Source organism: Pseudoalteromonas sp. UBA2102, from assembly GCF_002331165.1.
GTDB lineage: Bacteria > Pseudomonadota > Gammaproteobacteria > Enterobacterales > Alteromonadaceae > Pseudoalteromonas > Pseudoalteromonas atlantica.
Genome location: NZ_DCYU01000078.1, coordinates 1 through 13844, shown reverse-complemented (window position 1 = coordinate 13844; position 13844 = coordinate 1). Strand labels below are relative to the sequence as shown.

At 42.0% G+C, this 13844-nt stretch carries 14 protein-coding genes; 5 read left to right on the top strand and 9 right to left on the bottom strand.

The window, feature by feature from the left end; all coding sequences use genetic code 11:
- The 8 genes from mutL to cutA all read right to left on the bottom strand — a co-directional run.
- Positions 1–1302 (bottom strand): DNA mismatch repair endonuclease MutL (gene mutL / locus B2R65_RS10995; protein WP_286742532.1); only part of this gene is annotated, 1302 nt, incomplete at its 3' end.
- Positions 1303–1336: 34 nt separating this feature from the next.
- Positions 1337–2680 (bottom strand): N-acetylmuramoyl-L-alanine amidase, encoded by a 1344-nt coding sequence (locus B2R65_RS10990; RefSeq protein WP_031289362.1) that lies wholly within the window; start codon positions 2678–2680, stop codon positions 1337–1339.
- Between the two features lie 170 nt (positions 2681–2850).
- Positions 2851–3327: a tRNA (adenosine(37)-N6)-threonylcarbamoyltransferase complex ATPase subunit type 1 TsaE gene (gene tsaE / locus B2R65_RS10985; RefSeq protein ID WP_286742535.1), complete on the bottom strand. Its 477-nt coding sequence runs from the start codon at positions 3325–3327 to the stop codon at positions 2851–2853.
- A 124-nt stretch (positions 3328–3451) separates the two neighbouring features.
- Positions 3452–4792 (bottom strand): acetyl-CoA carboxylase biotin carboxylase subunit, encoded by a 1341-nt coding sequence (gene accC / locus B2R65_RS10980; protein WP_024031477.1) that lies wholly within the window; start codon positions 4790–4792, stop codon positions 3452–3454.
- Between the two features lie 25 nt (positions 4793–4817).
- Entirely contained in the window at positions 4818–5279 is a 462-nt protein-coding gene (gene accB / locus B2R65_RS10975; RefSeq protein ID WP_004587671.1) for an acetyl-CoA carboxylase biotin carboxyl carrier protein, read from the bottom strand.
- A gap of 32 nt (positions 5280–5311) precedes the next feature.
- Entirely contained in the window at positions 5312–5764 is a 453-nt protein-coding gene (gene aroQ / locus B2R65_RS10970) for a type II 3-dehydroquinate dehydratase (protein ID WP_024031479.1), read from the bottom strand.
- 228 nt (positions 5765–5992) lie between these two features.
- A complete protein-coding gene (locus tag B2R65_RS10965; RefSeq protein ID WP_286742523.1) occupies positions 5993–7807 on the bottom strand; it encodes a protein-disulfide reductase DsbD in 1815 nt (604 codons plus the stop codon).
- Positions 7807–8127 carry a divalent-cation tolerance protein CutA gene (gene cutA, locus B2R65_RS10960; RefSeq protein ID WP_029772613.1) on the bottom strand — a complete coding sequence of 107 codons (321 nt, stop codon included), beginning with the start codon at positions 8125–8127 and terminating at the stop codon, positions 7807–7809. The genes B2R65_RS10965 and cutA overlap by 1 nt, the downstream gene beginning before the upstream one ends.
- A 188-nt stretch (positions 8128–8315) precedes the next feature.
- On the opposite strand from cutA, the gene B2R65_RS10955 reads away from it, so the two are divergent.
- The 5 genes from B2R65_RS10955 to B2R65_RS10935 all read left to right on the top strand — a co-directional run bounded on the left by B2R65_RS10955 (position 8316) and on the right by B2R65_RS10935 (position 11907).
- Complete coding sequence (locus B2R65_RS10955) at positions 8316–8792, top strand: FxsA family protein (protein WP_064386652.1); 477 nt, start codon at positions 8316–8318, stop codon at positions 8790–8792.
- Between the two features lie 109 nt (positions 8793–8901).
- Positions 8902–9189, top strand: a complete 288-nt coding sequence (locus tag B2R65_RS10950) for a co-chaperone GroES (protein WP_004587676.1) — start codon at positions 8902–8904, stop codon at positions 9187–9189.
- Between the two features lie 48 nt (positions 9190–9237).
- Positions 9238–10887, top strand: coding sequence for a chaperonin GroEL (gene groL, locus B2R65_RS10945; protein ID WP_004587677.1), 1650 nt, complete (start codon positions 9238–9240; stop codon positions 10885–10887).
- Positions 10888–11023: 136 nt separating this feature from the next.
- Positions 11024–11290 (top strand): hypothetical protein, encoded by a 267-nt coding sequence (locus B2R65_RS10940; protein ID WP_084554425.1) that lies wholly within the window; start codon positions 11024–11026, stop codon positions 11288–11290.
- A gap of 224 nt (positions 11291–11514) precedes the next feature.
- Complete coding sequence (locus B2R65_RS10935) at positions 11515–11907, top strand: VOC family protein (RefSeq protein ID WP_004587679.1); 393 nt, start codon at positions 11515–11517, stop codon at positions 11905–11907.
- 4 nt (positions 11908–11911) lie between these two features.
- On the opposite strand, the gene B2R65_RS10930 is transcribed toward B2R65_RS10935, so the two are convergent.
- Positions 11912–13384: an NAD(P)H-hydrate dehydratase gene (locus B2R65_RS10930; protein ID WP_286742510.1), complete on the bottom strand. Its 1473-nt coding sequence runs from the start codon at positions 13382–13384 to the stop codon at positions 11912–11914.
- Positions 13385–13844 lie beyond the last annotated feature (460 nt).

Sequence of the window (13844 nt, the reverse complement as noted above, 5' to 3'; positions counted from 1 at the left end):
TGATACACTATGCTCAAAATGAGCGGCTTGTTGCTCACTCACCCCTTGATAAAATGCATTTACATCGTGATGATTTGCACCATGTTTTTGAGACGGTGAAGCATACCCCGTAGCGCCACCACCTGACCCTGCGCGACTAGAGGAGGCACGACTAGTAAAACCACCGTTTTGTGAATCTATTGGCTGCAACTGTGACTTAGGGTAATCATACACCTGCTGAACTGGCTGGCTATTAGCCGCATGATTTGGTTGCTCAATAAACGCTGAGGATTGGTAATCGTCTATGGCCGCTTGATTAGTTGCAAATTCGCCTTGTAGAGGCACAACTACTTGCTTAATCGCCTGTAATATAAAGTCGTGCACTAACCGGCCTTGATGAAAACGCACCTCGTGCTTTGCAGGATGAACATTTACATCCACTTGCCTTGGGTCAATATCAATATAAATAACAAAACCTGGGAGTTCTTGCGCTCCACTTACCTCTTCAAACGCCTGACGAATAGCATGTAAAATTAGCTTATCGCGCATCATGCGATTATTTACATATGTATATTGCGTGGTATTAGCTGATCCCACTGGCAATACCCAACCATGTAGCTGTAAACCACTTTCACCAGATTGAATATGCAATCCTTGCTCAGCAAAGGCTTTACCTGCAACTTGCGCAACCCGAGTAATCGCTTGATTTGGATCGGTTTTAGCACGGTACTGCCTAACCACCTTTTGGTTATGCGTCAGTGTAATCGACACATCAAAACGACTCAGTGCAATACGCTTTATAAGCTCATCAATGTGGCTAAATTCGGTTTTTTCGGTGCGTAAAAACTTGCGCCTTGCTGGGGTGTTAAAAAATAAATCTTTAACTTCTATCGTTGTGCCATCTGGGTGGGCTACCGGCTTTACTTGCACGTCCATATCGCGCCCCTGTGCAAACGCTTGCCACGCGGCATCTTGTGCTTTGGGCTTTGAGCTAAGCGTTAAACGCGATACCGAACTAATAGATGCAAGCGCTTCCCCTCTAAAGCCTAAAGAACAAATGTTTTCTAAATCATCGAGTGATTTAAGTTTACTTGTTGCATGGCGTGAAAGCGCTAAAGTGAGCTCATTTTTGCCAATACCTGAGCCATTATCACGAATACGAATAAGCTTGTGACCGCCACGCTCTATGTCTATTTGCACACGCGTTGCGCCCGCATCTAAGCTATTTTCTACTAATTCTTTAACTACTGAAGCCGGGCGTTCAACCACTTCACCTGCCGCTATTTGGTTAGCTAATCGTGCAGGTAATATTTCAATACTCATGAGGCCCCTAATACGTGTACAGGTTTAATAAACATCAACTCTGCGGTATGTCCAGCTCTTGACCTATAAACAAGGTGTTTGAGCGTAGTTGATTAACTTGCTTTAATTTGGCTACCGATACGCCATACCGACTCGCTAATAGGCTTAGCGATTCACCTGGGCGAACTTTATGTTTAGTTGGGTACTGCGATTTAAGCTTTGCAAATAACGAATCATCAGGTGGGTTTTTTAAGTAATAATTTTTTATAGACGTAAACATCGCTTTAGCTAAGCGTTCCTGATGATTAGCGCTTTTTAACATGCGCTCTTCACGGGGGTTTGAAATAAAACCTGTCTCAACCAAAATGGAAGGGATATCTGGCGACTTTAATACGGCAAGACTTGCATGTTGTGGATCTTTTTTATGTAATTTAGCGACCTTTTTTAACTCTTTTACTACTTCTTCGGCCACACTAAGCCCTGTTTTCATTGAGTGGTCCATCGACATATCAAGTAGCGCTTGCGCGAGGTATTTTTCGTTAGCAGCATCTTTAATTACATCGGCTGCACCACCTAAAAGCTCTGAGTGTTTTTCTTTATCTTCTATCCATTTACCAATCTCAGAATTAGCGCGACCAAGCGATAACACCCACACCGAAGCACCATTTGGCCCAGGGCTGGTAAATGCATCAGCATGAATTGACACTAAAAAGTCGGCTTTTTTCTGGCGTGCTCGGTTGGTACGGGTATTAAGCTTAACAAAGTAGTCGCCACTTCTTACCATGCGCGAAATCATGCCACGTTCGCCGTCAATCATACGCTCTAAACGTTTAGCTATTTGCAGGGTAATGGTTTTTTCATACGTACCAGAGGGGCCAATAGAACCAGGGTCTTCTCCGCCATGGCCCGCATCAATTGCAATAACAATGTCTCGCTCTTGGCTTAACTGGCGCTTTTTAGCTGCTTTTTGGGCAGGTGTAGTGCTTACTGCGGGTTCACTTTTATTATATAAATCCACAACCAGCCTGTTTTTGTACGGGCCAGTAGGTGCCAGCGCAAAAATAACCGGCTTAATAGGCGCTGTTAGCTCAAATACAAAACGTACACTTTGTTTATTTTTAGGCTTTGAATAGCGTAGCTTGCTTACAATTTTGTGCTTAGAAGGAATACTCGGTAATACTTTTAACCCTTTGGTGTTTTCAAGGTCGACCACTAAGCGACTCGGGTTTTTAAGCATAAAATAGCTGAAATCGGGCTTATCATCTAAATCAAATACCACCCGCGTGCTATCTGGCGAGGGCCATACGCGTACACTATTTATGGTATTTTTTGCCCACAACGGTAAGCTCACAGCGAAAACTATGAAACAAATAAAAAGTTTAACTACACCTCGATTCATTATAACTACCATTGCCTTAACTATTTATTATTATGAGAGCGGGCGCCTTGACCCGCTATTAGCTTATTAACCTAAACGTTGGATAGTAAATCTACCTTAAGCTGCTATTTTGTACGCCAACTAAAAAGGTAACTTTGATGCTTTTATATTTCAATGTGTTAGTAAGTATATTAACTCGGGTTTAGGTTAGTTAGTTTTTCGACAATTGCTATTCCGCGCTCGCTGGCACTATTCATAACAATTTTGCGCTCATCGCCAACGTAACTTAAGGTAATGTCTAAATCGGGAACTGGTATAAATTCTCCCCCTTTTTCTGGCCACTCAACAATACAAATAGCCTGCTCAGAAAAGTAATCTCTTATACCCATGTACTCAAGCTCTTCAGGATCGCCTAACCGGTATAGGTCAAAATGATATACATTAGCACGTGTCAGTTCGTATGGCTCTACCAGCGTATAGGTTGGGCTTTTTACCTTACCAGTGTGGCCAAAGCCTTGCACTACACCACGCGTAAATGTTGTTTTACCTGCACCTAAATCACCGTGTAAATAAATTACTGCACCTTGCTCTATAATAGCAGCCACTTTGTTACCCATTGCTACTGTGGCTATTTCATCATTTAGGGGAGCTTCAAAACTACGCGTCATTGTTACCTCAAAATTTACTAAAAGCGCATCTTTGCTAATCATACCAGAATATTTCTTGAAGGCGATAAATTGGCGTTTTAGGCATAAAAAAACCGGCCTAAGCCGGTTTTAATTAACTGGGGCTTTATAGCCCTAGTTTTTTCTCAAGGTAGTGGATATTTGTACCACCACTTTGGAAGTTTTCGTCTGCAAGAATTTTCTTATGTAATGGCGTGTTTGTTTTGATGCCATCAATAACTAATTCGTTCAACGCATTACGAGCGCGGGCAATAGCCACATCACGGTTTTCACCGTAAGTAATAAGCTTACCAATCATCGAATCGTAATGTGGGGGTACTGTATAGTCAGCATAAATATGGCTATCCCAACGAATACCTAAACCACCTGCAGGGTGGAAACGTGTAATTTTACCCGGCGACGGGATAAACGTTTCTGGGTCTTCTGCGTTAATACGACATTCAATTGCATGGCCGCGGATAACCACGTCATCTTGCGTGAAAGATAGCGGTTGCCCAGCAGCAATTTTTAGCTGCTCTTTAATTAAATCAACACCGCTCACCATTTCAGTCACTGGGTGCTCAACTTGAATACGGGTGTTCATTTCGATGAAGTAAAATTCGCCGTTTTCGTATAAAAACTCAAACGTACCCGCACCACGGTAACCAATTTCGATACATGCACGTGTACAGCGCTCACCAATAAATTTACGCACTTCTGCCGTTATACCTGGAGCAGGCGCTTCTTCAACTACTTTTTGGTGACGACGTTGCATAGAACAGTCACGCTCACCTAAATGAACAGCATTACCTTGTCCATCAGCAAGTACCTGAATTTCAATATGGCGAGGGTTTTCAAGGAATTTTTCCATGTAAACCATGCTATTACCAAAAAACTGTTTCGCTTCTTGTTGAGTAAGTGCGATTGAATCAATTAATTCAGCTTCGCTACGTACTACACGCATACCACGGCCACCACCGCCACCAGCGGCTTTAATAATTACCGGGTAACCAATGCGCTTTGCAATTTGCATGTTGCGTTCTTTGTCATCCGATACCGGACCGTCAGAACCTGGTACACATGGTACACCGGCTTTACGCATTGCATTGATTGCCGATACTTTATCGCCCATAAGACGAATAGTGTCGCCTTTTGGACCAATAAATACAAAGCCACTTTGCTCAACTTGGTCAGCAAAATCTGCATTTTCTGAAAGAAAACCATATCCTGGGTGAATCGCTACAGCGTCTGTTACTTCAGCAGCCGCAATAATGCGCGGAATATCTAAGTAACTTTCAGTGGCTGGAGGTCTACCGATACAAATGGTTTCATCTGCAAGTAATACGTGCTTAAGATCGCGATCCGCCGTTGAATGCACAGCAACCGTTTTGATCCCAAGCTCTTTGCAGGCGCGCAATACGCGAAGTGCTATTTCACCTCGGTTTGCAATGACTACTTTATCTAACATAAGAGTTGGCCTTTAGGTTACTAAATTATTCAATGATGAATAGAGGTTGATCAAATTCTACTGGTTCGCCATTTTCAACTAAAATAGCTGTAACTGTACCCGCTTTATCTGACTCAATTTGGTTCATCATTTTCATTGCTTCAACGATACATAAAGTATCACCTACTTTAACTTGAGAACCTACTTCTACATATGCTGGCGCTTCTGGAGAAGCTGCTGAGTAAAATGAACCAACCATAGGTGATTTAACTTGATGGCCTGCAGGTGCTGCTGGTGTAGCATCGGCTTCAACGGCTGGCGCAGCTTGTGCTGGTGCCGCAGGCGCTGGAGCAGCAAATTGCTGTGGTGCGTACTGAGCGTAAGCAGGACCTGCGCTCATGTTGTTACGGTTAATACGTACTGATTCTTCACCTTCAGTGATTTCTAGCTCAGCAATACCTGATTCTTCTACTAATTCGATTAGCTTTTTGATCTTGCGAATATCCATGAACGACCCGCCTATAAGTTTGTTAGTTTAAATTAATTCGAGTTTTGCAACCGGCTCACGGCAGCGTTCAATGCTGCGTGGTAACCCATTGCACCTAATCCACATACCACACCTTGCGCCACATCAGAAAAATACGAATGATGACGAAATGCTTCACGTGCATGCACATTACTTAAGTGCACCTCAAAAAAAGGAATATCAACGCTTAACAATGCATCACGTAAAGCGACGCTAGTATGCGTAAATGCAGCAGGATTAATAATTATGTAATCAACTGCCTGCCAAGCATCGTGTATTCTTTCAATAAGGGCTTGCTCACTATTACTTTGAAAATGCGTAAGCTGAACATCTAGACCCTCTGCGGCAGTCGTTAGTTCGCTCATAATTTCACCAAGAGTGTGCAAACCGTACTTTTCTGGCTCACGCTTTCCTAGCATGTTTAAATTTGGACCATTTATAACTAAAAGTTTAAATTTTGCAGCCATAATACGCGATATATCCTCTAAGTAATGAGTTAAGCCGTTGCGAGCTAATTTTGTACACTAAAGTAAGTATAAAAAACAAAAATTGCAACAAATTCTCACGTTAGCCAACTATTATAGTCAGTTCGATGTAAATAGCAGCAAAATACTGGTCTAATCTCTGGAGGTGTAATAAATATGACGTAATTGAAGGCAAGCCACTTGGTAAGCCCAAGCGGCTAAATTGCACTATTATTGTGCGCTGGCGCGCACTGCAGCTAGGTGGGTGGCAAAATCATCAGCGTTTAAAAATCCTGTAACGCGCTCTGAACTTAGCTCTTGCCCTTGTGTGTTAAAAAACAAAATACTGGGTAAACCAAACACAGTGAACTCTTCCATTAGCTCAATGGTGGTGTCATCACTTTGCGTTAAATCGATTTGAATTAACTGATAGTGACTAAACTCGCTCTGTACTTTGGCATCTGGAAATGTGTAATGTTCAAACTCTTTACATGCCACACACCAATCGGCGTATAAATCAACCATCACCAGTTTGCCTTGCTGATTAGCTTCAGCAACAGCGTTTTTTAGCTCGGTTAAATTAGCCACTTGTTTAAACTCATTACTTTGCTGACTAACCTGATCAACCTGTTGCTGCGGCCAAATAACGTTTTTAGCTAATGTAAAACCAGTAAGTACTAAAAATGTAGCACTAAACCAAAGCGCTGTTTTAAGCTTGCTTTGTGGCTGCGCACTTTGCCAATATTGTAAATAAACAGCCGTTGCCAGTGCTAAAATACCCGCCATAAGTAAAATAATGTCGGCGCTAATTATGCGCTCCAATAAAATAAGCGGCACAACAAGCATAATAAAACCAAATAACGTTTTAACTTGCTCCATCCAACCGCCTGCTTTAGGAAGCAATTTGCCACCAGACGTACCGAGTAATAAAAGCGGTAGGCCCATTCCTAAACTTAATACATACAGGGTTAAACCACCGACAAGGTAGTCACCACTTTGCGCTACAAATAATAGCGCAGCAGATAACGGAGCTGTGGTACAAGGTGATGCAATTAACCCCGACAACACCCCCATTAAAAACACACCTAGGTAATTGCCGCCTTTTTGGTTATTACTGACTTGCGTTAGCTTGCTCATCATGGCGCTGGGTAACTTAATTTCGTACCAGCCAAACATCGACATTGCGAGCAGTACAAACAGTAAACTAAAACTAATAAGTACATAAGGGTGTTGTAAATACCCTTGCACTTGCCCGCCTAAGGCCGCCACTACTAACCCTAATGCAGCATAAGTAAGCGCCATACCTTGTATATATACAAACGACAACGCAAACGCTTTTTTAGTAGACAGGTTTTGCTGCCCTGCAATTAAACTCGATAAAATAGGAAACATAGGGAACACACAGGGTGTAAACGCAAGCCCCACCCCAACAGCAAAAAATATGAGTAAATTGGTTACTAAACTTTGACTTGCTAATCGCTCTGTAAAACTTAAATCTTGAGTGGTTGTATTGCTTTGGCCACGCGTTGCGTCTACAGAAGGAGTTAATGCGTTTAATGTATCAGCGGCATTAGCAGATGAGTTATTACCTTGCGCTTGCTCTGAGGCAATAACGCTTAAAGGAATACTAATAACCTCAGGCGGATAACATAGCCCTGCTTTGGCACAACCCTGATAGCGCACCTTTACAACAGCACCCTCTGTAACATTACTGAGCTTACTTATAACACTCACACTATTGAAAAAAACTTCGGTTTTGCCAAAAAACTCGTCTTCAATTATTTCGCCAGTACCGGCATCGCCCACCTTTATGTTGGCGCCTTTGGCGATAATTTCTATTTTCTTTTTATAAAGGTAATAGTCAGGGGCTATATCCCATCCCACAAATAAAGTGCTACCTTGCTGATCAAAATCAAATACAAACGCTTGGTCTACGGGTAAAAAGGTTTGCTGTGGCGGGGCAAGTAAATCACCTAGCACATTATTGGTGTTTGCCTTTGCCGGAAGCGCCAGCAAGCTAACCAATAATAAAAAGAAAAACCGCATTAATTTAATACCTCATCCATCCAATGAAAATAAGCCAAATTACCAGTGGCCACATCAACCACTTGAATTTCGGGTACTTCGTAACTGTGTAAACTTTTGATAGTTTCAAAAACATCATTCATTTTTTCTGATTTTGTTTTAATCAGTAGCTTTGCTTCTATCTCTTGGGCAACATCGCCTTCCCACATATAAACTGAGGTCATATTTGGTAAAATATTTACACACGCCGCTAATTTTTGCGCTACAAGTGCTTTTGCTAAAGTGCGTGCTTCAGCCTCATCTTTGCACGTGGTAAATATCAATTTAAATTGCGTAGTCATAATTAACCTTTACTAATTTATAGGGAACTAATGCAATAGTATCTGATAGCTAGTGTAATGTGTAGGCGATGAATAATTGTAGATATTAAGCAATTATTAATCACTTTAAGCTCAACCTTGAAAATAGACCCTTTCACCCTCACTTATATTTCATCCACTCTTTTGAGTGCCATTATTTAGAGAGCCCTATGTTTAGATTTTTATTTGTGTTGTTTATTATCATTCCTATCATCGAAATTGCGCTACTAATACAGGTTAGCGATGTAATTGGTGGATTTGCGACTATAGCCCTAGTGATTGTTACGGCTATTTTGGGCGCCAGAATGGTTAAACAACAAGGTATGGGTGCATTACAAAATGCACAAAGCCAAATGGCCCAAGGGCAAATGCCAGCTAAAGAATTATTTACCGGCATTTGCGTGATCATTGCGGGTGTTTTATTGCTAACCCCAGGCATTATGACCGATGTATTCGGCCTACTATTATTAACCCCCTCAATACGCAACAAACTTGCTGCAGGCCTTGCAAGTCAAGCAACGGTACGCATGAGTACAGGTGCACAGCAAGGCTCTTCAGCCTTTACACAACACGCACACTCGCAGCAAGAACAACAGCATGTAAATAAACCAACTACCATTGATGGCGAGTATGAGAGAAAAGATTAAAAATTTATCGATTTTTCTCTTGGAATTTTACACTCTACCCCCATTAATGAATGCAAATTAGAAAAGCTTTTTTCTGTACTGTTCAGAAACTGTTAGGAGAACTAAAAAAATGAACATTCGTCCTTTACAAGATCGCGTAATCGTTAAGCGTCTAGAAGAAGAAACCAAGTCTGCTGGCGGTATTGTATTAACTGGCTCTGCAGCTGAAAAATCAACTCGCGGAGAAGTTATTGCTGTTGGCAATGGTCGCGTTCTAGATAACGGTGACGTTAGAGCTTTAGAAGTAAAAGCCGGTGACACTGTGTTATTTGGCTCATATGTTGAAAAAACTGAAAAGATCGAAGGTCAAGAGTACCTGATCATGCGTGAAGACAACATTTTAGGCATTGTAGGCTAACCCTACTTTTCGTTTAATAAACATTTAAGAATTTAGAGGAAATTAAAGATGGCAGCAAAAGAAGTACTTTTTGCAGGTGACGCACGCGCTAAAATGCTAACAGGCGTAAATATCCTAGCAAACGCAGTAAAAGTGACCTTAGGCCCTAAAGGCCGTAACGTAGTACTAGATAAATCATTTGGCTCTCCAGTGATCACTAAAGATGGTGTATCTGTAGCAAAAGAAATCGAACTTGAAGACAAGTTTGAAAACATGGGTGCACAAATGGTGAAAGAAGTTGCATCTAAAGCAAATGATGCAGCGGGTGACGGTACTACTACCGCAACTGTACTTGCGCAATCTATTGTAAACGAAGGTCTTAAAGCGGTTGCTGCGGGTATGAACCCAATGGATCTTAAGCGCGGTATTGATAAAGCAATTATCGCTGCAGTAGAAGAGCTTAAAGCGCTATCTGTACCATGTGCTGATACTAAAGCTATTGCACAAGTAGGTACTATTTCAGCTAACTCTGATAAAGAAATTGGCGACATCATTGCACAAGCAATGGAAAAAGTAGGCCGTAACACAGGTGTTATTACTGTTGAAGAAGGTCAATCACTAGAGAACGAACTAGATGTTGTAGAAGGCATGCAGTTTGACCGTGGTTACCTATCTCCGTACTTTATCAATAACGCTGAAAAAGGCGCTGTTGAGCTAGACAACCCGTTCATTCTACTTGTAGATAAAAAAGTATCTAACATTCGTGAGCTACTACCTACATTAGAAGCCGTTGCTAAAGCAAGCAAGCCACTATTAATCATTGCTGAAGACCTAGAAGGCGAAGCACTTGCAACGCTTGTAGTTAACAACATGCGCGGTATTGTTAAAGTATCAGCAGTTAAAGCCCCTGGTTTTGGCGACCGTCGTAAAGCAATGCTACAAGATATCGCGGTACTAACTGGCGGTACTGTTATCTCTGAAGAAATTGGTTTAGAGCTTGAAAAAGCAACTATCGAAGACCTAGGTACTGCTAAGCGTGTAGTAATCACTAAAGATGATACAACTATCATTGATGGTGCGGGTGAAGAAGATGGCATTAACGGCCGTGTTGCTCAAATTAAAGCACAGATTGAAGAAGCAACGTCTGACTACGATAAAGAAAAACTACAAGAGCGCATGGCTAAACTTGCCGGCGGTGTTGCAGTAATTAAAGTAGGCGCAGCGACTGAAATTGAAATGAAAGAGAAAAAAGACCGTGTTGAAGATGCATTACATGCAACTCGTGCAGCGGTTGAAGAAGGCGTAGTACCTGGTGGTGGTGTTGCTCTAGTACGTGCTGCTAGCAAGCTAGTTGAGCTACTTGGCGACAACGAAGATCAAAACCACGGTATTAAAGTTGCACTTCGTGCGATGGAAGCACCACTTCGTCAAATCGTAACAAATGCAGGCGACGAAGCGTCAGTAGTAATAAACGCTGTTAAAGGTGGCGAAGGTAACTACGGTTACAACGCAGCCTCTGGCGAATACAACGACATGCTTGAAATGGGTATCCTAGATCCAACTAAAGTAACGCGCTCTGCACTACAATTTGCAGGTTCGATTGCGGGTCTAATGATCACTACTGAAGCAATGGTTGCTGAAATCCCTAAAGAAGAAGCTGCTGGTGCCCCTGATATGGGTGGCATGGGCGGAATGGGTGGTATGGGCGGCATGATGTGATCATCCTCCTTTAAGCACCTTGCTTATATAAAACCCAGCTTCGGCTGGGTTTTTGCTTTTTAGTACAAGCCTATTGTTATTGCTTAATTTATCTCCACATCTATACCATGAGTTATTGGATTAAAGGTAAAAGGATTTGCTTAATAATAATGAATTAATCACCTTCTTTATTTTGGTATCACTTATAACAGGGTTAGTGGTATTTATTGCCTGGATTATGCTTAAGCTCGTTATATGGGGTAAGAGCATGTCTAAAGGAGCGTATTTATTTTTAGCGTTCTTTCCACTAATTTCACTTATGCCTATTCCACCCCCTACTTATGAAAATGTTCAAAAGGCCAAGCAAGAGCAGCGTAAACGAAAAGAAGACTCAGGTGACGACCCTACTAATGAAGATGAGTAAGCCAGTTTAGCTATGTAAATTAAAACACTTTTTAAGGACGCTTTATGCATGCTATAGGGTTTAAAATAGAGTGAATCCTTTTACTGCTAGCCCTATATTCGAAGCCAATGTATAACGTATATCTCCCCTTAAAATAAGCTTTAATAAACATTTACCTATACTATTCAACCCTGTATTGATATGTGAAAATACACAAACATAAAACAACTTTAGGTTTTTAAGTTATGCCAAAGCAGCATATAGGTAGTATTGCTCTTGTTGTAAAAGACTATGACGAAGCAATCGCATTTTATACAAAAAAATTAAGCTTTGAATTAGTGGAAGATACGGATTTAGGTGATGGAAAACGCTGGGTGTTAATAACTCCACCCAACTCAAACGGCACACATATATTACTTGCACAAGCCACAGAGCCTGAGCAGTTTAACGCTGTTGGCAATCAAGCAGGTGGCCGTGTATGGCTATTTTTAAACACTGACAACTTTTGGCGCGACTACGAAAGCATGCTAGAAAATGGCGTAGTATTTCATGAGCAGCCTCGTAATGAGCCTTACGGTACGGTGGCCGTATTTGAAGATCTCTATGGTAACAAATGGGATCTTATTCAACAGAGCTAAATACTTAGTTGATTAACGACCTGACTATTTGAAATAAATCCGAGGGTAGCATGCCGCGCTGCCCTTGCTCTTCAGCCGCAACCTCACCCGCTCGAGCATGAAGAGTTACCCCGTATCGCGCTGCTTCATCGATACTAAGCCCTTGAGCAAGCAATGCACCAATAATACCTGTAAGTACATCGCCACTCCCTCCCACGGCAAGTGCTGCGTTACCATTTTCACACACCCAAGTACTTTTGCCGTTATCAATTAAAGACCCAGCGCCTTTTAATATGCAAGTAGCATTATACCGTTTTGCGCATAGTCGCACGCTTCCAAACCTATTTGACTCTATTTCAGAGGTGTTTTTGCTAATGAGCCGAGCCGCCTCACCAGGATGCGGAGTAAGGACACATTGAGCCAATGGATAAGCACTTGCATTTTCAGCTAATAAATTAAGTGCATCAGCATCAAGTACAAGCGGCGTATTGTGCTCTTGGCAGTAGTGCATTACAGTGCAAAACGTTTTTTTAGCCCATTCATCCTGCCCAAGTCCAGGGCCAAGTACAACACAACTTGCCCACTCTAAAGCCTGTTCAAGGTTTTCACTCATGACCATTAACTCTGCCCTACCTATGCTTATTGGCATAATAGAACTTTGGTGCGTATAAACCTTTACCATCCCCGCGCCTGCTCTTAGCGCAGCTTCACTACTGAGCCTAATTGCACCCGCAGTACCTTGGTTGCCCCCTACGCATAATAACTTGCCATGATTGCCCTTATGGCTATTTACAGCCCGAGAGCCCAAGCGTTTAAAGCTGCCTATATTTATCAAGTGAGCACAAGGTGAAGCGAGTTGACTAAAAGTATCTTCAATTGCTAATTCATCGAGAATCAACTCACCGGCATGCTGTTTACCTGTCCCTGTAGAAAGGCCCTGTTTAACCGCAATAAAAGTAAGTGTTTTTGTTGCCTGAATAGCTGCGCCTAATACTTCACCTGTATTTGCATCAATCCCTGAGGGAACATCAATACTTAAAACAGGTTTTTCGCTTTGGTTGATGGCGGTAATAATCTCACAATAATTTTCGCGAACAGGTGAATTAAGCCCAGTACCTAGTAACCCATCAATCACACAGTCGCAGCAATCTAAATCACTCTTTGCAAACTCGTTAACTATGCCACCATTATCAAGCCATAATTGCTTCGCTTTAGCAGCGTCACCACTGAGTGTTTTAGCAGGGTCTATAGCGCAAACTTTAACCTCTGCACCAGAGTCCTTAATTAAACGCGCGGCTATGTAAGCATCACCCGCATTATTACCATTACCTGCAATAATTAAAGTAAGCTTAGCGTTAAAAGACTGCCACTGCTTGTATACTGCCTCTCCCGCTCGCTGCATTAAAGTAAATAAATCTATTCCACATTGCTTAGCCGCCTCTCCCTCATAGGAGCGAACCTGATCTTTTGTGTAAATATGCCTTTGTTTATTTAACATAGAAACTCGCCATAAATAAGTGTGTAGATGCTCTATAACTATAGCTTGGGATAAAAGAGCACTTTTCAATAGCGGGTTTAGCATGCTAAACAGCTATTAAAGCTGAAATTGAAGCCTTTAATACAAAGAGTTTGAGTTCTGTGGTGGGCTCTTTCCGCGGGTTTCGTGATACTCAACCCACGCTATGGAAGTGGTGGAGACTGTGCGAATAATACCTGGAATGTATTTTTTACTTTTCTGCAGACGTAAAAAAGCCCGGCTCTTTCGAGTCGGGCTTTCTTGTATTTGGAGCCTGGCAATGTCGTAGTGCCCACAGCGGTAGAGAGTCACATAGCAAATGGAACATTATCATTGCGTCGGGTGTCGCTTCGCTCGCCCGACCTACGTTTTAGGTTTAAAAGTGAATTCATTACGAGTGCTTTTTTCACTTTCCTGTAGACGTAAAAAAGCCCGGCTCTTT